At 33.3% G+C, this 24,799-nt stretch carries 19 protein-coding genes; 8 read left to right on the top strand and 11 right to left on the bottom strand.

Features of this window, described 5'->3' with window-relative positions:
• The first annotated feature begins 79 nt into the window (after nt 1–79).
• The gene (gene purU, locus JM658_RS15230) at nt 80–934 is read left to right on the top strand and encodes a formyltetrahydrofolate deformylase (protein WP_236960234.1); all 855 of its coding nucleotides are present in this window, start codon (nt 80–82) and stop codon (nt 932–934) included.
• Between the two features lie 206 nt (nt 935–1,140).
• Here purU and JM658_RS15235 read toward each other — a convergent pair whose 3' ends face one another.
• From JM658_RS15235 to prfA, 3 genes are all read right to left on the bottom strand, one after another.
• Nucleotides 1,141–1,935, bottom strand: coding sequence for an ABC transporter substrate-binding protein (locus JM658_RS15235; protein WP_236960237.1), 795 nt, complete (start codon nt 1,933–1,935; stop codon nt 1,141–1,143).
• A 9-nt stretch (nt 1,936–1,944) separates the two neighbouring features.
• Nucleotides 1,945–2,754 (bottom strand): orotidine-5'-phosphate decarboxylase, encoded by an 810-nt coding sequence (gene pyrF / locus JM658_RS15240; RefSeq protein WP_236960239.1) that lies wholly within the window; start codon nt 2,752–2,754, stop codon nt 1,945–1,947.
• A gap of 159 nt (nt 2,755–2,913) precedes the next feature.
• Complete coding sequence (prfA, locus tag JM658_RS15245) at nt 2,914–3,990, bottom strand: peptide chain release factor 1 (protein ID WP_236960241.1); 1,077 nt, start codon at nt 3,988–3,990, stop codon at nt 2,914–2,916.
• A 409-nt stretch (nt 3,991–4,399) separates the two neighbouring features.
• Here prfA and JM658_RS15250 point away from each other — a divergent pair, with 409 nt between their 5' ends.
• Complete coding sequence (locus JM658_RS15250; protein ID WP_236960243.1) at nt 4,400–5,050, top strand: ATP-binding cassette domain-containing protein; 651 nt, start codon at nt 4,400–4,402, stop codon at nt 5,048–5,050.
• 129 nt (nt 5,051–5,179) lie between these two features.
• Here the strand turns inward: JM658_RS15250 and ccsA are convergent, their stop codons facing one another.
• The 6 genes from ccsA to JM658_RS15280 all read right to left on the bottom strand — a co-directional run bounded on the left by ccsA (nt 5,180) and on the right by JM658_RS15280 (nt 17,587).
• Nucleotides 5,180–8,326: a cytochrome c biogenesis protein CcsA gene (gene ccsA, locus JM658_RS15255; protein ID WP_236960251.1), complete on the bottom strand. Its 3,147-nt coding sequence runs from the start codon at nt 8,324–8,326 to the stop codon at nt 5,180–5,182.
• Between the two features lie 93 nt (nt 8,327–8,419).
• Nucleotides 8,420–9,916 (bottom strand): ammonia-forming cytochrome c nitrite reductase, encoded by a 1,497-nt coding sequence (nrfA, locus tag JM658_RS15260; RefSeq protein ID WP_236960253.1) that lies wholly within the window; start codon nt 9,914–9,916, stop codon nt 8,420–8,422.
• A 28-nt stretch (nt 9,917–9,944) separates the two neighbouring features.
• On the bottom strand, nt 9,945–10,544 hold the full coding sequence (gene nrfH, locus JM658_RS15265; protein WP_236960255.1) for a cytochrome c nitrite reductase small subunit: 600 nt from the start codon (nt 10,542–10,544) through the stop codon (nt 9,945–9,947).
• A 538-nt stretch (nt 10,545–11,082) separates the two neighbouring features.
• Nucleotides 11,083–13,635 carry an adenosylcobalamin-dependent ribonucleoside-diphosphate reductase gene (locus tag JM658_RS15270; protein WP_236960257.1) on the bottom strand — a complete coding sequence of 851 codons (2,553 nt, stop codon included), beginning with the start codon at nt 13,633–13,635 and terminating at the stop codon, nt 11,083–11,085.
• 475 nt (nt 13,636–14,110) lie between these two features.
• Complete coding sequence (locus JM658_RS15275) at nt 14,111–15,289, bottom strand: AIR synthase related protein (protein WP_236960258.1); 1,179 nt, start codon at nt 15,287–15,289, stop codon at nt 14,111–14,113.
• Nucleotides 15,290–15,400: 111 nt separating this feature from the next.
• The gene (locus JM658_RS15280) at nt 15,401–17,587 is read right to left on the bottom strand and encodes a glutamine synthetase III family protein (RefSeq protein ID WP_236960261.1); all 2,187 of its coding nucleotides are present in this window, start codon (nt 17,585–17,587) and stop codon (nt 15,401–15,403) included.
• A gap of 283 nt (nt 17,588–17,870) precedes the next feature.
• Between JM658_RS15280 and JM658_RS15285 the strand changes: the two genes are divergently transcribed.
• Complete coding sequence (locus tag JM658_RS15285; RefSeq protein ID WP_236960263.1) at nt 17,871–18,884, top strand: glutamine synthetase beta-grasp domain-containing protein; 1,014 nt, start codon at nt 17,871–17,873, stop codon at nt 18,882–18,884.
• Between the two features lie 88 nt (nt 18,885–18,972).
• Here the strand turns inward: JM658_RS15285 and JM658_RS15290 are convergent, their stop codons facing one another.
• Complete coding sequence (locus JM658_RS15290) at nt 18,973–19,911, bottom strand: calcium/sodium antiporter (RefSeq protein WP_236960265.1); 939 nt, start codon at nt 19,909–19,911, stop codon at nt 18,973–18,975.
• 172 nt (nt 19,912–20,083) lie between these two features.
• On the opposite strand from JM658_RS15290, the gene JM658_RS15295 reads away from it, so the two are divergent.
• The 3 genes from JM658_RS15295 to JM658_RS15305 all read left to right on the top strand — a co-directional run bounded on the left by JM658_RS15295 (nt 20,084) and on the right by JM658_RS15305 (nt 22,430).
• Nucleotides 20,084–20,443, top strand: a complete 360-nt coding sequence (locus JM658_RS15295; protein WP_236960266.1) for a BlaI/MecI/CopY family transcriptional regulator — start codon at nt 20,084–20,086, stop codon at nt 20,441–20,443.
• Complete coding sequence (locus tag JM658_RS15300) at nt 20,443–22,044, top strand: M56 family metallopeptidase (protein ID WP_236960268.1); 1,602 nt, start codon at nt 20,443–20,445, stop codon at nt 22,042–22,044. The genes JM658_RS15295 and JM658_RS15300 overlap by 1 nt, the downstream gene beginning before the upstream one ends.
• A gap of 233 nt (nt 22,045–22,277) precedes the next feature.
• Nucleotides 22,278–22,430, top strand: a complete 153-nt coding sequence (locus JM658_RS15305; RefSeq protein WP_236960270.1) for an SsrA-binding protein — start codon at nt 22,278–22,280, stop codon at nt 22,428–22,430.
• Here JM658_RS15305 and JM658_RS15310 read toward each other — a convergent pair.
• Nucleotides 22,427–22,939, bottom strand: a complete 513-nt coding sequence (locus JM658_RS15310) for an adenine phosphoribosyltransferase (RefSeq protein WP_236960272.1) — start codon at nt 22,937–22,939, stop codon at nt 22,427–22,429. The two genes, JM658_RS15305 and JM658_RS15310, sit on opposite strands and share 4 nt — an antisense overlap.
• A 274-nt stretch (nt 22,940–23,213) precedes the next feature.
• On the opposite strand from JM658_RS15310, the gene aqpZ reads away from it, so the two are divergent.
• Both aqpZ and JM658_RS15320 read left to right on the top strand, forming a co-directional pair.
• Nucleotides 23,214–23,903 (top strand): aquaporin Z, encoded by a 690-nt coding sequence (gene aqpZ / locus JM658_RS15315; protein WP_236960274.1) that lies wholly within the window; start codon nt 23,214–23,216, stop codon nt 23,901–23,903.
• A gap of 140 nt (nt 23,904–24,043) precedes the next feature.
• Nucleotides 24,044–24,772, top strand: coding sequence for a DUF2092 domain-containing protein (locus JM658_RS15320; protein ID WP_236960276.1), 729 nt, complete (start codon nt 24,044–24,046; stop codon nt 24,770–24,772).
• The last annotated feature ends 27 nt before the right edge of the window (nt 24,773–24,799 follow it).

Raw genomic sequence — 24,799 nt, forward strand, 5'->3', positions numbered from 1 at the left:
TTCACTAAGAAATTATGAACAAGCATTAATCAACAGTAAAAAGAATTATTTTTTACTTTTTTATCATACCACCAAAACTATGGCTAAAATCACCATTTTAATTCACTGCAAAGACACTTCGGGTATTATTGCCTCTGTAACCAATTTTATCCATAAAAATCACGGGAACATTGTTTATATAGATCAACATGTTGATAGAGAGAATGGAATTTTCTTTATGCGTTCTGAAAGTGTATTCAATGAAAAAACTTTTCAGTTAAAAAATTTTAAAAGTTCTTTTGAAGAATTAATTGCTGAAAAATATGAAATGGAATGGCAATTATATACTGATGATTACCGACCAAAAATGGCGCTTTTTGTATCTAAATACGACCATTGTTTATATGATATTTTAGGACGCTATAATGCTGGCGAAATGAATGTTGAAATTCCATTTATCATCAGTAATCATCCTGATTTAAAACATATAGCCGACAGCTTTAAAATTCCGTTTTACCATATCCCCGTAACAAAAGACACGAAAGAGAAAGCTAAAAAAGAACAATTAGAATTATTAGAAAAATTTGGAATCGATTTTATAGTTCTTGCCCGCTACATGCAAATAATCTCGGAAAAGCTTATTGAACGTTACGAACATAAAATCATAAATATCCATCATTCGTTTTTACCAGCTTTTGTAGGGGCAAAACCTTATCATTCTGCATATAAACGTGGTGTAAAAATAATTGGAGCTACGAGTCATTATGTAACCGAAGAATTGGATGCTGGCCCGATTATAGAACAAGATGTAACCAGGGTAACGCATGCTCATGCCATTGAAGATTTAGTGATGAAAGGGAGAGATTTAGAGAAGATTGTCCTTGCACGTGGAATAAAACTACATATTGATCGTAAAACGATGGTTTTTAACAATAAAACAATCATTTTCAGTTAAGCTATAAAGTCATTTTTTTAACTTTTTATAACTCATTTACAATAGTATCTGCAACTTAATATTAAGATAATTTCTACTTAACATTGTTTAGGCATTGTTTATAGAGATTTGCATCAGCAATATGAGTTTCATACTTACAGAGTTTGAGTTAGCAGTTAGTTTAGAAAAGCCGATTTCCACATATCGGCTTTTTTTTTGCTCTAATTTTAATGGTTATTTATAACCGTATGTAATTCTTTGAAATAAGCAAATGCGCTTTTAAGTCGGGAGCCATACCAAGAAAAATATTCTCCATCAACTAAAATAATTTTTACCGCAGGAAGATCGTTTTGCAATTCTTCGATATGTTTTTGTTTGAATGGAAAGGGTTCTGAAGACAATAAAATATAATCCAACTCTTTATTATTCATCAATTCAGAAATCGATATTTCTGGATAGCGGGTTTTATCTACAAACACATTTGTAAACTTATTTTCTTTCAACAGAAAATCTATAAATGTATTAGAACCGGCAACCATCCATGGTTTACGCCAAATAAAATAGGCTACCTTTTTTTCTGAAGTATTCTTAATAAAAGATTTAAAACTACTCCATTCACTATTAATAGCTCTAATTATTTCTTCTGCTGAATTCTCTACGGAAAATAATTCTCCGTACTGATTGATAAGTGCTAGACTATCTTTAAGTGTATAAATATCTGAAACATGAACTGTTGTAACCCCTTCTAAAGTAGCAACAATTTCTTTTGTATTCTCTTCCTTATTACAAAGAATGATATCTGGATTTAGCGATTTTATAAGATCGAATTTTACGTCTTTTGTTCCGCCTACAATAGTTTTATCCTTAATAGCTCGTTTAGGATGTACGCAAAACTTAGTAACTCCAACAATGCTATCTTCCAATCCCAAATCGTAAAGCAACTCGGTTTGTGAAGGCACCAAAGAAATAATCCGCTTTGGAACCTTTTTACAATTTATATGTCTCCCTAACTGATCTATCAAATTCGACTCTTATAAAAAAGCAGCCATCTGCTGTTGCATCTCTTGAGCTTTTTTAGCAGCTACTTCTGCAAAATCTTCATCATTTGAAGCATAGATAATCCCTCTAGAAGAATTAATTAGCAATCCTATATTTGATGTCATTCCATATTTGCAAACATCTTCTAAACTTCCGCCTTGTGCTCCAACTCCAGGAACCAATAAAAAGCTCTCAGGTACAATTGCACGAATCTCTTTTAGGTATTCTGCTTTTGTAGCACCGACAACATACATTAGGTTTTCCGAATTATTATATGTTTTCGAAGTCTCAAGTACTCTTTGGTATAAAGGCTTCTCATCAACTTGTAAAGTCTGAAAATCGAAAGCCCCTTCGTTAGAAGTAAGCGCTAAAAGAATGGTGTGCTTATCTTTAAAAGCTAAAAAAGGCTCCACGGAATCTTTCCCCATGTATGGAGCAATAGTTACCGAATCAAACTCCATGTCTTCAAAAAAAGCTTTGGCGTACATTGTAGAAGTATTACCAATATCTCCACGCTTGGCATCTGCAATTGTGAATAATTCTGGGTAATTCTCATTTATATAATCAATAGTCTTCTTTAGCGCTTCCCAACCTTTTATCCCAAAAGCTTCATAGAAAGCAATATTAGGCTTGTATGCAACTGCCAAATGATGTGTAGCATCAATTATAGCCTTGTTAAACTCAAAAATAGGATCTGTTTCATGCAACAAGTGATTTGGAATTTTATTGATATCTACATCCAAACCGATGCATAAAAAAGATTTCTTACTTCTTATTTGTTCTATGAGTTTTTTTGTTTCCATTCTATTGGGTGTTGGGAGTTAGGTGAAAGGTTTTAGTGATTACGTAATTATTTTCACCTCTTTATTATTCTGAAAAATGCCATACTTCGACAAATGTCATACTTCGACAAGCTCAGTATGACATTTAGAATTATTAATTCAAAATTTAAACTATTAAAATTACATTGTTTCACTAGCTTCTTTAAGCTTCTCTGTGTTCTCTGTCATTTTAAGCTCCTCAACGATTTTTTCTATATCACCATTCATAATATTAGATAAATCGTAAAGGTTTAATCCTATTCTATGGTCGGTTACACGCCCTTGAGGATAATTATAGGTTCTAATTTTAGCACTTCTATCTCCACTAGAAACCATACTTTTACGTCTTGCAGAATCTTCTTCTTGCTTTTTAGCAAGCTCACGCTCATATAAACGAGAACGTAATACTTTAATAGCTTTCTCTAAGTTTTTATGCTGCGACTTTTCATCTTGACAACGAACTTCGATTCCTGTTGGTAAATGCTGCAACTGAATAGCAGAATACGTTGTATTTACCGACTGCCCACCAGGACCAGTAGAGGTAGTTCTAATAATTTTAACGTCTCCCATATCCAACTCCACATCAAACTCTTCTGCTTCTGGAAGCACCATTACTGTAGCCGCTGAAGTATGCACACGACCTTGTGTTTCTGTTTGTGGTACACGTTGTACACGGTGAACACCAGATTCGAATTTTAAAGTACCGTAGACATTCTCTCCACTTACTTCAAAAATTATCTCTTTGTATCCTCCAGAGGTTCCATCATTAAAGTCTACTACATTTACCTTCCAACCTCTACTTTCGCAATATTTAGTATACATACGATGTAAATCTCCAGCAAAAATACTTGCTTCATCTCCACCAGTACCTGCACGGATTTCCATCATTACATTCTTAGCATCTTCAGGGTCTTTAGGAATCAACATAAACTTGATTTCCTCTTCTAATGGAGCTAATCTCTCTTTGGCTTCCTCCAACTGCATTTTTGCCATTTCAACCATTTCAGCATCACTTCCATCTGAAATAATCTCTTCGGCCTCCTCTATATTGCTAGTAACATCGATATACTCATCGCGCTTTTGCACAAGCTCATTAAGCTCTTTATACTCTTTATTTAATTGCACATAACGCTTTTGATCTGCAATAACATCTGGTTGGATGATTAAATCCGACACCTCATCAAAACGTTGTCTTACAATATTTAATTTATCTAACATAGTTCTTCTCTAATTCGAACTACAAATTTACGATTATTTTTCATGATTTTATAGTTTGATAGTATTCAGTTAAAATTTTCTAAGATTAAGCCTACTATAGTAAAATAAATGATACTTTTATATGGATGAGAACGCTATTCTTAATTTTCAACTTTTATAAAAGCTACTTTTTAATCTCTGTTTTTATACAGTTTATTTTATTGTTTTTAATATTTCCAATTCCCGCTATCCTACTTACTAAAGCGCTGCTTTTTGGAGCCATTTTTTTAACTTCAGCAAAAATCGGAAATGATAATAAATTTACTTTCTATCAAAATCTCACCCTTTCTATAACTAGATTATTCGTTGGGGTGTTATTTGTAGACTTCATTATTAGTCTAGTTATATATTCATTTTACAGCCTTTTATTTTGATTCTGGAAATTGACAACATAGAACTTAGCTATGGAGATAAAAATATCTTGTACGGCATCTATTTCAAAAGTGAAATAGGAAAAGTCTCTGGAGTTTTAGGACGAAATGGTTGTGGAAAAAGCAGTCTCTTAAAAATTATTTTCGGAAGCTTAAAACCTAAATACAAACTTCTTCGGATAGATAAAAAGCCTATCCGTAAAGCTTTTTATAAAACTGATTTGGTAAAATATTTACCTCAGCACCAAATGCTTCCTAATAATCTAAGCTTAAAAAATGCATTCTTTCTGATGAATGTTAATTGGAGTGATTTTACAAGATACTTCCCAGACTTTGATCGCTATAAATCTATGAAACCAAAAGAAGTATCTGGAGGAGAATTAAGAATTGTAGAAGCTTTTCTTGTTTTAAAATCTGAAGCTAAATTTGTCCTTTTAGATGAACCCTTTTCTCATATTGCTCCGTTATATATCGAAAAGATAATAGAAATAATCCATGAGGAAAAACAACGAAAAGGAATTATTGTTACCGATCATTTATACGAACACGTGATTGATTTATGCGATGATTTATATCTTCTAAAAACAGGAAGCATTAAACGTATTAATTCTAGACAAGATTTAATTGACGAGCATTACTTGGTAAGTTAAAAGTAACATTCAATACTTAAAAGCTAAGAGGATTTAAAATTTCACTAAACTAAAAACCTCGGAAATCACTTGAAAAGTAAAATCCGAGGCATTATCTATCAATATTATGATCTTTTCTACTCCAAAAACCTATTTTTTATAACTCTTAAAAGCCTTCTGCTTAAAATAAGCTAACACTGTAACTATAACCATTATTGCAATTACAACGTAAACAAATTTAGGAATTGGCAATGGATCTCCTGCTGCATAGCTATGTAATCCTGATAGGTAATAATTCACTCCAAAAGATGTCATTATTATAGACCAAAAAGCAAACATGCTGGCTACATTAAGAACAAAATTATTATTCAATTTAGGAATAAACCTTAAATGCAAAACTACAGCATACACAATTATACTTATTAGCGCCCATGTTTCTTTAGGATCCCAAGCCCAATAACGCCCCCAAGATTCGTTAGCCCATACGCCTCCCAAAAAAGTTCCTACGGCCAAGACAAATAAACCTATTGTCATCGCTATTTCATTAATATAACTTAGCTCTTTTATCTTAACATCTATTATATTTTTATTCTTAGGAGTCTTAAAAATCAGAAGTAATAAAGCCATCAATCCCAAAACAGCAGATAATGCCAGCGGGGCATAACTACTTACAATTGTTGCTACATGCACTTTTAACCAATATGATTTTAAAACAGGCATTAAATTAGTTATCTCTGGATTCAACCAATCTAAATAACTCACAAATAACAATGCTCCTGAAAATAATGTAGAAAGTGGCAATGCAAAATCAGACTTTCTAAAAGACATTAAACCTGAAAATAGTAAAACCCAAGCTACAAAAACTAACATTTCATAACCGTTACTCCATGGAGCATGTTGCGCTACATACCAGCGTAAAATTAAATTCCCTGTAAAACACAAAAATGAAATCAGCGTGATTATTATCAATGCATTATTGAAAAATTCTAAGGCTTTGTTTTTTACAAACATCCTAACTATCGCCACAACTAGCAGAAGAAATCCGACTGTAAAAAACACTTGAAACAGCCAAAAGTTAATATTCATTTTGTTATACCAAATCTCAGCTTCTATCCGCTCTGGAGTAGGAATAATCTTTTCTCCCAACACTTCTTGATATTTTTTAATGTACATCAATTTTTCGTGCGCGCTATTGTAATCATCTTTAGCGATATCATTAAAATAAGCTGGGATAATACTCCTAGCAAATGCTGCATCTTCTTCTGGGAAGTCATTAAAATCATGGTTATAACTAAACCAAGTATTATTAGTATCGTTCTTATTAGGGAAAATTTTAAAATAATTACCTTCAAATAAATTATATAAGATATTAAAGCGCTCATCAATCTTTAAAATCTCTTTATCAAACTCATTTCGCTCTGCCGGTTTTTTCTTATTTGCAGCTTCTACTTCACTCGATAAAATATAACCTCCATCTGCATCTAATAAACTCTGAAAAGGCATCAATCCATTCTTCCCTACAACAACATCATCAAACAAATCTCCCGTCTTTTTGAAATCCGCTTTAATGATAGGGATCTCGCGCCACAACCTCGGTGACATATGCATTGCTAAAAAAGCCTGATTAGGATCATAAGATACTTTTCCGCTCTCTAATTGATACGTGAAAGTAGCTTTCCCTGAAATTTTTCTAAGAAACTCTGAAGCCAATGTATTTACAGGCTTTATCCTTCCATCGAGATCTTGAACTAAAATCCTTCCAAAATAATCGGCATGCGCTCTATCTATCTCTTGAGACTCAATTAATTTTTCAACATGTGTTTCTAAAGAATCATTTATTTGCTGTGAAAAAGAAGCCTGCATAGTAAAAAGTAACACTAGAATGGCAACATGCTTTTTCTTGAGCTTCTTTAGCTTTTTATTAATTAAATGAAAGCGAGCGCCTTTACTAAAGAGCGTAAAAAACATTCCGACAGTCATTAAAAGGTAACCCAAATAAGTAACCCATGTTCCTACCATGTCATGATTTACAGAAAGCACAGTGCCCTTTTCATCTGTATCATAACTTGCTTGAAAGAAACGATATCCTTTATAATCCAACACATTATTCATGAAGATTTTATATGGCACCTTTTTCCCTTCATCTAAAATAGTCACCTCACTCGCATAAGCAGAAGGACTTGAAGACCCCGGATAACGCTCTAACTGAAAATCATTAAGCTGAATTGCAAAAGGAGTCTGAATAGCTCCTGCGCCATAGGATAAAATTACTCGTAAACCATCAATTTCTACTTCATGATGTGTAGGTAAAAAACCTTCTCGATATAATATGTTTAAAGACTTTTCTTTACCATTAACAGACACATTTACCATTAAGGCATCGTCCTTTACACTATCATTTTCTATACTCTCTTCTGACTCACTCTTTAATTTAAAAACTCCATTTTGATAGTATGTTAGAGGCACAAAAGAAATATCTCCGTGTCTATATAAAGTACGTAATGTGATATCATGCAAACTATCTTTTACTAATTTTCCTGCTTGCTGGGTAGACATTCTAAAAAAATCAAGATCATGCGGCGCTTTGATTCTAAAAGCTCCATCTTCTTCAATAACATTAATGATGCCCTCTTTATCAGAATTAAAACCAATTTCATGTTGGTGTTCTCCAATCCTCTCTATCTCTCCTTTTTTAAGATATATTGTATTTCTACCTTTCCCTTCTGTAACTACCATTTCTAAAAGTGGCTCTCCATTCCCTTCCTCCTCCACAACCTCAGCTATTGCATCTGGAATATAATCTTGGTAAGAAATAACAACTGGATTACCGTTAAAGTCTGCCTCCAAAGAGAAATCATTGTCTTTAATAGATGAAAAGGATATCTTCTCTTTTATTTTGGTTGATGTATTGCCATCTGTTATTGTAGCAGTTAAGAAATTAGTATCGGATATTACAACATTTGAAGATTGCCCTTCTCTTATTCTCATAACACCTCCATAAGAAGTATATCTAGTAATAGCCGCCCCTAAAACGATTATTATAAAGGCTAAATGAAATAAAAGTATAGCCCATTTTTCTCTTCTGAATAATTTGTATTTAAAAATATTCGCAATAAAACAAAGTGACAATCCCAGCATAACAACCTCAAACCACCAAGAATCGTAGATAATTATCCAGGCTGTTTTTGTACCATAATCATTTTCTACAAAGGTGGCAACAGCCATAGAAATTGCAAAAGTCAACAATAAGACCAATGCCAAACGTGCTGATGATAAAAACTTGTATAATTTCTGCATATAAATACTATTCAAAAAAAGATAGCTTTTGCGACTTTTAAAATCATCAAAAACTATCTTTACTAAGTTATAAAAACTACTATTAAATTTATCTTATTCGTTTAAAGAAACCGATTTTGTACCGTATTTAGATTCTCTTTCTTTTGCTGCTTCTAACCACTTTGGAATTAAATTTTCTTTAAACTCTTCTTTCTCTTTTCTAAGAGCATCCATATCTAAGCCTATATATTCTTGAGCTTTTTCTTTACTAGAAATATCTGGCATATCTACAGGTTCATTATATCCTAATTCAGCTAATAAACGAGCTAATTTAACACGTCCTTCTTGAATTATCGTAAAACCACTACCTAAAACTCTAGCTGTTTCTACTGGAGAGTGAAATGAAGCTCCATGCGATGCAGCCGCATAATCCCAACGCCATTGTGCATGACGGATATCCATAAGAATATCTTCCATTTGCTCTTCTGTAGCTCCTAAATCCCATGCTTTTTTTGCTTCCACATGAGCTTTAACTAAGAAACGCTCTAACTTTAATCTGTTTTCAGCTGTTTTCATTTGACGTTCGTAAACGTTCAATTTCAACTTATCTGCATCTTCTCTGTGACATACCTGACACGCATTTGATACATTATTTAAAGGCGATTGTATGTGGTGATCTGTAAATTTTTGTCCCCCTTCACTTTTATATGGCATATGGCAATCTGCACAAGACACACCTCTATCTGCATGCACTCCCGTTACATAAGTTTCATAACCTGGGTGCTGTGCTTTCAACATTGGTGCGCGACTAAGTTTATGAGTCCAATCTTTAAAACCTATAGAATCATAATATCTCTCCATTGCCTCCACTGTCATCCCATTATCCCAAGGGAATTTTAAATATGGAACACCTTCTTTACCAGGTAAATCTTTATCAAAATAATATTCAACATGACATTGTGCACATACTAAAGAGCGCATTTCTTGATGCGTTGCATTATTAATATCTTTTCCCATTGCATCAAAAGCCTCTACAAGTGCCGGACGCGTTATTGTCAATTTCATCGTTTCAGAGTCATGACAATCAGCACAACCAATAGGATTTACAATTTCTTCTCCTTTGTCTGCCCATTTACCAGCATAAAATTCAGCCACACCCTTTTCATTCATTAATCGAGGAACATCTGGCCCTTTACAGGTCCAACATGTTGCTGGCATCGGACCATCTCCTTTACCTTTTGGCCCACCTGTTCTCAATATATTTTGGATATCTTCAATAGCATGTTGATGTCCTCTCCCCTGATTATAGTCTTTAGAAAAACCATAACCAGCCCAAAGCACAACCAAGTTCGTATCTTCTTCAAGCATATCTCGCATTGCAGATCCACCTTGATAAGACACAAAGCTAGTATCTGCCGTTTGCAAAAACGACTGATATTCTGCAGGATAATTTTTTCCCCATTCTGAATTTCGAGGCTCATTTTCGCCAATATCCACTTGAGGAACATATTTATATTTAGCCTCATTTTTCCTATTAACAATACTGGATGCTAATAGCCCTAGTAGAAATACTACTACTACTGTAACAATAAATAAAACCCTATTTTTCATGTCTCGAAGAATTACTATTTTAAAAAATCTACTTGGTTTCCATTTCATCCTGTAACCACAGAGGAATCACTGCCTCTTCTGTGTCTGTAGGAATTGGTGCAATATTATTTTTGATCGTTGAAATACCATGAACTGTACCATGAGGCACCTCTTGATGACATGTCCAACATTTTCTATCTGTTCTATTCTGTACATGGTCTGCAATATACCCCTCGTACTTAGTTTGCGTAACTTGCTGTACATGACAGCGGATACAGTTATTTTGAACCACTTCTTGAGACTCCTCTCGCATAAACATAACTTCAGGTTCTGCTCTAAGTGTAAAAACAGAAGCATGAAACAATCCATCTTTAGCTTTAAAATAATATTTATTGAGAACATTATTGTGAGGTACGTGGCAATCGTTACAAGAAGCCCACTCCCTGTGAGAGCTATGCATCCAACTATTGTATACAGGCGTCATAACATGGCAATTTACACACGCCAAAGGATCATCGGACATATAAGATACTAGTTCCGCTTCTTTTGCCATAAATAAACCCAAACCTGTAATTACAGCAATTAAAAACACAGCGATCGTTCGCCATCTAGATTTTCTGTTTGGTAATATGTTTTTTCGGAGATTCACTAGTTATAAATTATCAAGTTTATTAATCAGAACTCAAAAATTAAATTTAACATCCAACTGTTAAACAAAAGTCATCAATAATATTCTAATACATGCTGACAAATGTCATATTAGAAGATTGATTTTTATCGTATTATAATATGACTACATCATTTTATAAACTCATGTTTTTAAAGCATAGAAAAAACAATTATACGCTCAACATAATATTCGATATATACTCACTACTTAAAAGAACCTCCTTTTTTTACTGAAGAACTTTTTACCCGTAAAGCATTCATGCCTAACTTATTATAAATATAATTAATAAAAACACACAAGACAAAGAAATTTTTCTCAACAGTAATTTATATGAAAATAATAGTTACTGATACGATAATATATACATTCCATAAAATGGAAACACTTTTTGGAGGCTATTCCTTCAAATTATAATTAACAGGAAACTAAAACATATCAAGAAAGAAAAAACCTCGAAAGATACTTAAATAAGTAAACTTCGAGGTTTTGTGTAAAATATTACTAGAGTCTTAAAGATCTATCCGCATTTAGAAGAACCACAATCTTTACATGTTAAGCATCCTTCTTGGTACACTAAATTACTTCCTTCGCAATTGCTACACTTCTGCCCTTTTGCTGCTGTTCCATCAACTACAAAACGCTTTAAAGCTCTTGCTACACCATTTTTCCATGTGTTTATAGATTCAGAATCCAATTGTAAGCTATTAATTAAGTTTACAACTCTATCTATTTCCATTCCATGGCGAAGTGTACTAGAAATTAATTTAGCATAATTCCAGAATTCAGGATTAAATTTATGCGACAACCCTTCAATTGTAGTTTTATATCCTCTCTTATTCTGATATTGAAAATCGTAACGCGAAGTTCCGTCTTCATTTCTATTTTTTATAATTACACCATCTTCAACCCAACGCGGAATTAATATTCCATCTTCATCATCTGCAAGACCCGTAAATATCTCATAAGGCATTCCATCGATTAAACCGATAAAAGCGATCCACTTCTCCTTACTATTCTGAAAACGTACTACATCCGCTTGTAAAACTTGAGGACGTTTTGTTGTTAGTTCTTTCTTTTCTGAAGTTTCTTCCTCTTTCTTTTCATCATTAGAGATTAAAACGCCACTACGAGAACCGTCACGATATACTGTAACCCCTTTACATCCTACTTTCCATGCTTCTAAGTACAGTTGTCCTACTAATTCTTCTGTAGCATCATTCGGCAAGTTGATTGTCACACTAATAGAGTGATCGATCCATTTTTGCACAGCCCCTTGTAATTGTACTTTACTCATCCAATCTACGTCATTGGAAGTTGCTTTATAGTAAGGTGATTTTTTTATTAACTCGTCTATTTCTTGCTGACTATAATTTTTTGTAGTGTCAATACCTTGAACGGTCATCCATTCTTTAAAACGGTGATGAAAAACTACATATTCTTCCCAAGCATCTCCTAGTTCATCCGTAAAATCAACACGCACATTTTTATCATTAGGATTTACTTTTCTTCTTCTTTTATATACAGGAAGGAAAACAGGTTCGATTCCAGAAGTTGTTTGCGTCATCAAACTAGTAGTTCCAGTTGGAGCAATCGTTAGCAACGCTATATTTCTACGTCCGTATTCTAGCATTTCGTAATACAACTTATCGTCTGCTTCTTTTAAACGAAGGATAAAAGGATTGTCTTTTTCTCTGTCTGCATCAAAAATGCTAAAAGCACCACGCTCTTTTGCCATTTCTACAGATGCACGATACGCTGATAAAGCTATTGTTTTATGCACTTCGATAGAAAATTCATTTGCTTTTTCTGTTCCATATCTAAAACCAAGTGCTGCCAACATATCCCCTTCAGCAGTAATCCCAACTCCTGTTCTTCTTCCTTCGTAAGCTTTTTTACGGATATTAAGCCATAAGTTTTTTTCTACCAATTTAACCTCATCACTCTCTGGATCAGCTTCAATTTTAGCTAAAATATTATCGATCTTTTCTAACTCCAAATCAATAATATCATCCATTATACGCTGTGCATAAGCAACATGTTTTTTAAATAATTCGAAGTTAAAACTTGCCTTATCTGTAAAAGGATTCTCTACGTAAGAATATAAGTTGATCGCCAAAAGACGACAAGAGTCATAAGGACAAAGAGGAATCTCACCACATGGATTTGTAGAAACAGTTTTATACCCTAAATCTGCATAACAATCTGGCACAGACTCTCTAGAAATAGTGTCCCAGAATAAAATTCCTGGCTCCGCAGATTTCCATGCATTGTGTACTATTTTGCTCCAAAGTTTAGAAGCTTCAATCTCCTTTGTTACTTTAGGATTTTCACTCTGTACTGGATATTTCTGTGTGTAAATAGATTCTGCCTCTACAGATTTCATAAAATCATCATCTATTCTTACGGAAACATTCGCTCCAGTAACTTTACCTTGCTCCATTTTAGCATCTATAAAATCTTCGGCATCTGGATGGTTTATAGAAACAGAAAGCATCAAAGCTCCTCGACGACCATCTTGAGCTACCTCTCTTGTAGAATTAGAATAACGCTCCATAAAAGGTACTATTCCAGTAGATGTTAATGCAGAATTTTTAACATCAGAACCCTTTGGACGGATATGAGATAAATCGTGACCTACTCCTCCTCGGCGCTTCATCAATTGCACCTGTTCTTGGTCTATTTTCATAACTCCTCCATAAGAATCCGAATTCCCTTCATTACCAATTACAAAACAATTTGATAAAGAACCTACTTGGTATGGATTCCCAATTCCAGCCATCGGACTTCCCTGAGGAACGATATATTTAAAATCTTTGATTAAATCAAAAACCTCCTCTTCTGTCAAAGAGTTTGGATATTTCTTCTCTATTCTCGCAATCTCCTTTGCAATTCTCGCATGCATATCATTTGGAGTAGACTCATAGATATTCCCTTGCGAGTCTTTTAAGGCATATTTATTAACCCAAACTGTAGCCGCTAAGTCATCCCCTTTAAAATACTCCAAGGACGCTTTAATTGCCTCTTCTTGAGTATATGTCTTTTTTACGTTAGAAGTTTCGATTTTCTGCATTTTTTTTGATGATTTAATATGGATAAGTAATGGCGCAAAGCTAACCAAAATTAAAATATAAATTAAAATTATTTTTAAAAAGTGAACAAGAAATAAACGATAAACGATTGATTGTTAGTTGCTTAATAAATTACTAACAACAAAAAGTTCACAACTTATGATCTTTTAACAAGAATAATCCTGAAAAAGTAAGTTGTTTTTATTAATTTATTGGAGGTCTTTTCTGAATAAGAATTTTTTAAACTTTTGTAGTAAAAATTATTGATTTCTGATGGATTTTGCCATTAAAAACAAAACACAATATAAAGCTAAATAGATCTCAATACTTGCCGAACAAAAACTATAGATACGGATTTATAAATTTTTCATGCGAAATAAAACTTTCACAATAAATGTCTATTAGTTTTCAAATGAATTAAAAACTAAATACATCCTGAAACTACTTCAGCAACAAATAAAGATATCCGACTAAATATTAATATTCAAAAGTTCCGTATTCACTAGTAATTGTAAGTTTTTTACTTTCTGATGCTTCAACGCGACCAATAATCTGAGCATCTACATTGAAAGATTTTGAAACTTCTATAATATCTTGAGCAACACGCTCATCTAGATAAAGTTCCATACGGTGCCCACAATTAAACACTTGATACATTTCCTTCCATGAAGTTTTAGACTGTTCTTGTATCAATTTAAAAAGTGGTGGCACTTCAAATAAATTATCTTTTACTACATGAACATTATCTACAAAGTGAAGTACTTTTGTTTGCGCACCTCCACTACAATGAACCATTCCGTTTATCTCTTCTGAAGAATATTTTGAAAGTAACTTCTGAATAATCGGCGCATAGGTTCTTGTTGGAGAAAGCACCAACTTCCCAGCATCGATTGGAGAATTTTCCACTGCATCAGTTAACTTTACATTTCCAGAATATACCAAATCTGAAGGTACCGCATGATCAAAACTCTCAGGGAATTTTTCAGCTAAATACTTTTCGAAAACGTCATGACGTGCAGAAGTAAGTCCGTTACTCCCCATTCCTCCGTTATATTCGGTCTCGTAAGTTGCTTGACCAAAAGAAGCCAAACCAACAATTACATTTCCTGGTTTTATATTTGCATTATCAATAACATCGCTACGCTTCATACGAGCAGTTACAGTAGAATCTACAATAATGGTACGCACTAAATCTCCAACATCGGCAGTTTCACCTCCTGTAGAATGAATTTCTACACCAAACTTTTTAAGCTCAGCAATCAATTCTTCAGTTCCATTAATAATTGCTGAAATTACTTCTCCAGGAATTACGTTTTTATTTCTTCCGATAGTAGATGAAAGCATAATATTTTGAGTTGCTCCCACACAAAGAAGATCATCTAAATTCATTATCAATGCATCTTGAGCAATCCCTTTCCACACGGAAACATCTCCAGTTTCCTTCCAATACATATATGCTAAAGACGATTTTGTACCAGCTCCATCAGCATGCATTATTATACAGTGATCCTCGCTCCCAGTAAGATGATCGGGTACGATTTTACAAAAGGCTTTTGGAAACAATCCTTTATCTACATTTTTTATAGCGTTATGAACATCTTCTTTTGATGCCGAAACACCTCTTTGTGCATACCTTTTGCTTATCTCTGAACTCATGTACCAATGTTTTGTGCAAAAATAGCCATAAATAAAAAGCACACAAACAAAAGTTGTATGCTTATTTCTTAGAATATTAATTTTAGTTATTTTACAAAAGCTAAGCGCCTCTTATTTAGTAAAAAGTAACTCTCTATATTTTGTGAGCGGCCAGATATTATCATCTACTAAAAGCTCTAACTTATCACAATGGTAACGGATTTGCTCAAAATAAGGCAACACCTTATTACAATACGCTTCTGCTTTTAACTGCGCTTTTTCTAATTTATTAGCACTCTTACGCTCTTCGATCATAAATTTTACTTTCGAATTTATTTCAGAAATATGATTCGAAATCTCTTCAATAAGATCTATTTGCTCAGGCGCAAGCTTTTTAAAGTCACTTCCAAAGACTTCTTTTAGTCCTTTTACATTCTGAATTAATGTATTTTGATATTTAATAGCTGTTGGAATTACATGATTTCTTGCAATATCTCCCAATACACGCCCTTCTATTTGGATTTTGTGTGCATATTCCTCTAATTCTATCTCTTGGCGAGCTATTATTTCCACAGAGTTCATCACTCCCATTTCTTCATAAAGATCGATTGCCTTTTTTGAAACGACAGCTTTTAATGCCTGAGGCGTATTCTTACTATTACTAAGTCCGCGTTTCTCAGCCTCCTTTTCCCATGCCAAGCTATATCCATCTCCCTCAAAACGAATCTTTTTTGAAGCTTTAATATATTCTCTCAATACATTAAAAATAGCTTCATCCTTTTTAAGGTTCTTCTTTTCTATCAACTCATCAACTTCATTTTTAAATTCTTTTAACTGCTTAGCAACAATTGTATTTAAAACAGTCATTGGCTTAGCGCAATTCGATTTAGAACCTACAGCTCTAAATTCAAATTTATTCCCCGTGAAAGCAAAAGAAGAAGTTCTATTTCTATCTGTATTATCTAAAAGTATCTCTGGAATTTTCCCTACTACATTTAACTTTAAATCTGTTTTTTCTTGAGGAGAAAGTTTCCCTTTAGAAACGTCTTCTAACTCATCTAAAACCTTCGTTAATTGTGAACCAATAAAAACTGAAATCACAGATGGAGGTGCCTCGCCAGCCCCCAAACGATGATCGTTAGTGGCAGAGGCAACAGAAGCACGAATGAGGTCTTCATTATCATGCACCGCCTTAATTGTATTTATAAAAAAGGTTAAAAACTGAAGGTTCTTTGTTGGTGTAGTTCCTGGACTTAAAAGATTAGTTCCATTATTTGTTGCTAAAGACCAGTTATTATGCTTTCCAGAGCCATTTACACCTACAAAAGGTTTTTCATGGAAAAGGACTTTAAAATTATGTTTATCAGCAGTTTTATCCATCAAATCCATTAATAATGAATTATGATCTACCGCTAAATTAGCCTCTTCAAAAAGCGGCGCTAATTCGAATTGATTTGGAGCAACTTCATTATGACGCGTTTTTACTGGGATTCCCAATTTCACACAATCATTTTCCAATTCTCTCATAAAATTAAGAACCCTATCTGGAATAGAGCCAAAATAATGATCGTCTAACTGTTGTCCTTTTGCTGGCGAATGACCTAAAAGAGTCCTTCCTGCCAAAACAATATCTGGTCGAGAATATGCCAATGCCTTATCGATTAAGAAATACTCCTGCTCCCAACCCAAAGTAGCATTCACTTTAGAGACACTTTTATCAAAATAACGAGCTACTTCTGTAGCAGCATTATCTACTGCTTGCAAAGCCCTTAAAAGTGGCGCTTTATTATCTAAAGCTTCCCCTGTATACGACACAAAAACAGTAGGAATACACAAAGTTGTACCATAAACAAAGGCTGGAGATGTTGGATCCCAAGCGGTATATCCTCGAGCTTCAAAGGTATTTCTAATCCCCCCATGAGGAAAACTAGAGGCATCTGGTTCCTGCTGTACTAATTGGTGTCCACCAAATTTCTCTACAGCTTGAGAATTATTTATAGGTTCAAAGAAAGAATCGTGCTTTTCTGCTGTTGCTCCAGTTAATGGCTGAAACCAATGTGTATAATGAGTAGCTCCTTTGGTAATTGCCCAATTTTTCATTGCAGAAGCAATTTCATCAGCCAATTTCCTGTCAATCTTCATTCCGCCCTCTATTGCAGACATCACGCTTTTAAATGCCTCATTAGACATTACTTGCCTCATGACCAATTCATTAAAAACGTTCGCTCCAAAAATCTCAGAACGTTTTCCTGTTACATCAATAGGCAATGGTTTCCTATCAAATGTTTTATTAACTGCCTTAAACCTAATTGTTGACATATAGTATCGTTATAAAAAAGTTGATTTTAAATCCTAAATGTTTTATTAATAACAAAAAAAATAATTCCGCTTCAATATAAATATCTCTACGTAAAAAATATATTAAATTATCATTAACAAATTTCGGTAAATTTACATAAAAAAGAAAATACCCCCTCTAAAAATAGGGCATTAATAAAAATAACAAACTTTTATCAAAAACACCCCTTCCTTTTTCGGTATACGAAACAAAATATCATATTTTTGTCTACGAGTAAAGTTCAATTAAAAATTATTATACACAATGAGCAAGGCTAAACTTGAATACATTTGGTTAGATGGATATTTTCCAACCCAAAACATGAGAAGTAAAACTAAAATAGAAGATGATTTCAGTGGAAAACTTGAAGATTGCCCAATATGGTCTTTCGATGGTTCATCTACAAAACAAGCTCAGGCTGGAAAAGGTTCTGATTGCTTATTGAAGCCAGTAGCTATTTTTCCAGATCCAGCAAGAAAAAACGGATACCTAGTAATGGCAGAAGTTTTTAATGCAGATGGAACTCCACATGAAACAAATTCTAGAGCCACTATCGATGATGAGAATGATGATTTCTGGTTTGGTTTTGAACAAGAGTATTTCATAATGGATGCTAAAACACAACTTCCTTTAGGATTCCCTGTTGGAGGTTACCCTGGTCCTCAAGGATTATACTACTGTTCTGTTGGTGGTTTAAACACACACGGAAGAAGAATTGTTGAAAAACACGCTGATCTTTGTATCGAAGCTGGATTAAACTTCGAAGGGATTAACCAAGAGGTTGCTTGTGGACAGTGGGAATTCCAAATTTTCGCCAAAGGAGGAAAAAGAGCTGGAGACGAAATCTGGATCTCTCGTTACCTATTAGATAGATTATGTGAAGAATATGGTTACTATATTGAGTACCACCCTAAACCTGTAAAAGGTGACTGGAATGGTTCTGGTATGCACGCTAACTTCTCTAACTCTTTATTAAGAACTTGTGGTTCTAAAGAAGTTTACGAAAAAGTTTGTGAAGCTTTTAGACCTGTTACTAAAGAGCACATCGCTGTTTACGGAGAGTTTAATGACGAACGTTTAACAGGAGATCACGAAACTGCTGCTATTACTGACTTTAGCTATGGAGTTTCTGATAGAGGCGCTTCAATCCGTATTCCTATTATCACTGTAGAGAAAGGATACAAAGGATGGTTAGAAGATAGACGTCCTGCTTCAAATGCAGATCCATACAAAGTGGCTGCAAGAATTATCAAAACAGTTAAAACTGTTGAAGCTTAATCTAGCTTTAAAAGTTTACAACATAAAAAAATGCTGTCTTATTATGGACAGCATTTTTTGTTTTATATAGCGATAAGTTCAACTTCTTTTAAGATAACGTAGTCCAAACAAAGCCTCCATACAGTCCTAATAATATAATTCCATCACGCCACCCTAATCGGAGTCCTCTAGGAATAAAAACTAACGGGAGTATTATAAACGAGATACCAAGCATCCAATAAATATCATTATTTAATAATCCATGATCATTGATTACAATAGGTTTAATCATAGCTGTAATTCCTAAAACAGCCAAAATATTAAACACATTAGAACCTATAAGATTCCCTAAAGAAATAGCTTTTTCCTTTTTCATAACAGCAATAATGGACGCCGCCAGTTCAGGCACACTTGTTCCTATTGAAATTACAGTAACTGCAATAACCCTTCTACTTACTCCGTAATGTTCTGCCATTCCTACAGCTCCTTTTATCAATAACTCAGAACCTCCCCAAAGCGATACCCCTCCTAAGATCAAAAACAAAACTATTTTAAATGTTGAAAGCTGCTCTTGGTTTTCTTCTAAAGACTCATCTACAACAGCCGGTTTCTGAACCCTTAAAAGATAAACTAAAAAGACAATAAGAAAACTAAATAAAATCACCCCCTCATAGCGCTGCAAAGTGTGATCTGAATACACAAATCCAAATAACATTAACGAAGCCAACATCATAATTGGCCAATCTGTTTTATAAAAACTTCGCTCTACTTCTATCTTCGATAAAATAATAGTTATACCAAGTACCAATCCTATATTAGCAACATTAGAACCTATAACATTCCCCATTGCTAAGTCTGGAAAACCATCTAAAGCCGATTTTACACTTACTATGAGCTCTGGTGCAGAGGTAGCAAAAGAAACTACCGTCATCCCGATAACAATTTTTGGAATATTAAGTCGTAATGACAAACCTACAGCAGATTTTAACAACCAATTACCTCCTAAAATAAGTAAAGCTAATCCGCTTAAAATAAAAACTAAATTCATAAAAGTGATTTATGCGAAGATATATAATTCTAGACGCAAGAAATAGGAGTTAATAGAATTTTGGAAAGTAAATAACAGCATAAAACTACAAAATTAGTTAACTAACTATAAAATTAGTTGCATAACTAAAAAAATAGTTTTATGTTTGAATCTAATTAAGAACTAAACACTTATGCAAAAGCTAACAAATAAGGAAGAAGAGATCATGAAAATTCTGTGGAAGCTTGAAAAAGCTTTTGTAAAAGAAGTTCAAGCTGAGATAAAGGAAGACAAACCTCATTACAATACACTCTCTACCATAGTTAGAAACTTGGAAGATAAAGGATATGTAGCTCACAATGCCTTTGGAAATACGCACCAATACTATCCTATTATAAAAAAGGAAACTTACAGAAAGCAGTTTGTTTCTTCTGCTATTGAAGATTATTTTAACAATTCTTATAAGAGCCTGGTTTCTTTTTTTGCTGATGAAAAGAAAATTAGCATTACTGAACTGAAAGAAATTATTAATCAAATTGAAAATAAACAGTAATGGAAGCTTTTCTAACATACAACATCAAAGTAGCCATAGTATTAATCTTATTTTGGGGATTATATAATGCGTTTCTTAAGAGAGAGACTTTCTTTCAAGGTAACAGATGGTTTTTAAGCATCGGGTTATTTACTTCGGTTATATTACCTGTTATTTCTTTTAAAACAATAAGAATAATAGATATCCCAGCCAGATCAACAAATGAAATATCTTTACTAGCAAATAAGATTCCTGAAAGTATTTCTATCTACGAATACGGAATAAATATCCTATCCTATATTTATATTATAGGTGTAATTTTCTTTTTACTAAAGTTTATAATACAACTACTATCTTTATACAATTTTATCCGAAAGGAGAATAAACAAAAGGAAAATCGCAATATAATCTTAACAGAGAAAAATATAAGTCCATTTTCATTCTTTAATTATATTGTTTACAATCCTAATCTATATAAAGACGAGGAGTTAAAAACAATTTTAGCTCACGAGAAAATTCATGTAAAACAACACCATTCTTTAGATGTTATACTTATACATCTATACACTATAGTTTTTTGGATAAATCCGTTTGCATGGATTTACAAAAAGCAACTTACCCAGAACCTTGAGTATATAGCAGATGAAGAAACCACTGCTGCTACTAGAGAAATTAAAGATTATCAATATTTACTATTGAAGCAAATAAACGGAATGCAATATTCCATCATCAATCCATTTTATAATTCATTAATCAAAAAACGAATCGTTATGTTACAAAAACAAAAATCAAACAAGATTAGTTTAATTAAGTTCGTAGCAATATTACCGCTGCTGGCTGGTTTTATGCTCCTTTTCAGTTTTAAAACAGTTACTGAGTTTAATTATTTAAATGAAGAAGAGTCTAGTAAACAACTAATTACAGAGCACACTATAAGCAACCAATTAGGCGACCCTATTTATGTTGTAGACGGGAAAATAATGCCCAAGGATTTTGATGTAAAATCTATAGATCCTAAAGACATACACAGCATGAATGTAATTAAAGGAGAAAATGCTATAAAAAAATATGGTGAAAAAGCTAAGAATGGGGCTATTGAGATTTTCTTAAAAGTTAGCAATCAACTTAATTTAAATAATGACTCCAATATAAATAATGCCCACACACATTCATCCAAGATTTATCAAAAAGAAGATCCACTTTACGTCGTTGATGGTAAAGTAGTAGATAAAGACTCTTTTAAGTTCCTAGAACCAGACAATATTGCTAAAGTTTATGTCTTAAAAGACGAAAAGGCAGTTAATAAATACGGTGATCAAGGAAAAAATGGAGTTATAGAAATTATATTAAAAAGTGAAGGCGAAAAAAATAAAAATAGTGATAGCGATATTATAATTAGGGAAACCGCAAAAGCCAAGACTGCTACTTTAAATAATAAAATTACATCAGAGCAATTAATTTTGGTAAATGGTAAAGAAGTTAGCCATGAGGATTATAAAAAAATAAATCCTGATGAAATTGATACTATCAATATATTTAAAACCGATGCAGCTGTTAAAAAATATGGAGATAAAGGTAAAAACGGTGTCATTATGATTTATACTAAATCAAACAAAGAGTAATCAAAATTATATATCCAATTTATTAGAGGCTGTTTTTTCACAGCCTCTTTTTTATTTCGGGTAAGGATTGTAGCGGCTAGCTTTTGGTAAACTTTTATTTATGGTTTACCAAAACTAATAGCGAAAAGCCTGATTGCGGAGCTTTTTAGCTACGCAAACCCGCCAAAAGAGATAAATAACTATAAATCTGATAATTATCTGTATATTTTTTACCTTTACGGGAAAACAACTATATGAAGAAAGCATTTTTTAAATTGCTAGCAAAAATCAACAAAGCAATTTTACCATCTTTTACCAAAAAGGAGCTCGATCTAGCTAAGGCGAGTAAATTACAATTGGCAATTATTGGCTGGCGCGCCTATGTTACCAAAAACGCATTAGATTAATAGGTAATAACAGATTGTATATTATAATTCTCCATTTTTTTTCTTGCTTCTAAGAAAGATAATTCCATCAAAAAATTACATTGCATTACCTCTCCCCCAAGCTTTTCTACCAACTTGCAAACAGCATTTGCCGTTCCACCTGTAGCAAGAACATCATCGTGAATTACAACTTTATCGCCTTTTTTTATAGCATCTGTATGAATCTCTAAGGTGTCTTCACCATATTCCAAAGCATAGGTTTGCGAAGTAGTTTGTGCAGGCAATTTATTTGGTTTTCGCACAGGTATAAAAGCACAGTTAAGCTTTTGCGCTAATAATGTACCGAAAAAAAAGCCTCTACTCTCAATTCCTACAATTGCATCTACTTGCTGATCTCCTATTTTTTCTAATAACTTCTCTACTGCATGCGCTGTAGCTTCTGGATTTGATAATAATGGAGTTATATCTTTAAAAAGAATTCCTGGTTTAGGAAAATCTTGGATATCGCGGATGTATTCTGTGAGCTGCATATTCACTATTTAAATGATCCTACAAAATTAAGTATTTAAAGTTGAATATCTACATCAAGAGTAATCCCTAATACCAATTAAACCTATTCCACATTATAATCAATTATCATAACAATTATCACCTAGATATAGTCTTCTGACACATTGGTATCGAAAAAAATTCTTTAATGATAATTATTTTTTTATTAAATTTATAAAATATTCGTTACAAACAAATAGGTTTCCCACTTAATGAATCTATATTAAAACAACAACTAACAAATATTTAAAAAAGATGAAAAAACTTATTGCAGAATTTATTGGTACATTATGGCTTGTTCTTGGTGGTTGCGGTAGTGCAGTTCTTGCAGCTGGATACCCAGAATTAGGTATCGGATTTGCAGGTGTAGCGCTAGCTTTCGGTTTAACTGTATTAACTATGGTTTATGCTATAGGCCACATTTCTGGCTGTCATTTAAATCCAGCTGTATCCATTGGTTTATGGGTAGGTGGTAGATTTGATGGAAAAGAACTACTTCCATATATTATCTCTCAAGTATTAGGAGGTATTGTTGGAGCGGGAATATTATATTTAATTGTAACAGGAAAAGACGGAGCTACAATTGGTAGTTTTGCTGCTAATGGTTATGGAGAACATTCTCCAGACGGCTATAACATGATGTCTGCATTGATTACAGAAATCGTTATGACGTTTATGTTCCTTATCATTATCCTTGGAGCAACACATGAAAATGCTCCAAAAGGATTTGCTGGAATTGCTATCGGATTAGGATTAACTCTTATTCACTTAATCAGTATTCCTGTAACTAACACCTCTGTAAATCCTGCTCGTAGTACTAGTCAAGCACTATTTGTAGGTGATTGGGCTCTTGGAGAACTTTGGTTGTTTTGGGTGGCTCCCATTATCGGTGCTGCACTAGCTGGAATCGTTTATAAGATTATGGCTCCAAATACCGCTAAATAACAAAAGAATTGATGCTATCATAAAAAAGCTCCTTTATTAAAAAGGGGCTTTTTATGTAGTATCGAAGAAATTTAGTAAATTCACATAAGCAACACTTCCCCCCTTACAGCAATATATCCTTATTTAAAAAATTAATAAATATGAAAAAGTATTTACTAGCACTATGCACACTTTGCATTTGCATTGGCTACAGTCAGGACAAAGAACCTGTGATCGATTCTGTTGCCATCAATATCTTAGATAAAATGGGAGCATATATCGGCACTTTAGATGCTTGCTCTTTTATTTTGGAGAGATCTCTTGACCACGAAGGAACTTATGGCCTAGAAAAAAACTTCTATACAGATGATGTTACTATGATTGGACCAGATAAAATGCTTGTCCAAACAAGAGGTACACTTCACAATAAAGATTTCTACTACAACGGCAAAAAGTTTGTTTACTATTCTTTGGATGAAAACAATTATTCTGTTTTAGATGCACCAGATAACATTATAAAAGTGATTGATGGCTTTAATAAAAAATTTGGAATTAGATTTCCTGCTGCTGATTTGTTTTACCCAAGCTTGACAGATGATATGATTGAAAACTTCAGCGATATAGTTTATTTAGGAAATGATATTATTGATGATAAGGAATGTTATCATATTATAGCTTCAAATGATAAAATGAATGTTCAATTATGGATAGAAAATGACGAGAGCACACTTCCGATAAGAATGGTTATTATTCATAAAGAAAAGGAACACAATCAATACCAAGTTACTTTTAAAACTTGGAAAATTAATCCAGAGGTAGATAGCGCTATTTTTAACTTCTCTCCACCTGAAGATTCTAGAAACATTGATATTATGGCTCAGGCTGAATAAATCATTTTTCATAACAATATAAAAGTT

Source organism: Joostella atrarenae (assembly GCF_021764745.1).
GTDB classification, from domain to species: domain Bacteria; phylum Bacteroidota; class Bacteroidia; order Flavobacteriales; family Flavobacteriaceae; genus Galbibacter; species Galbibacter atrarenae.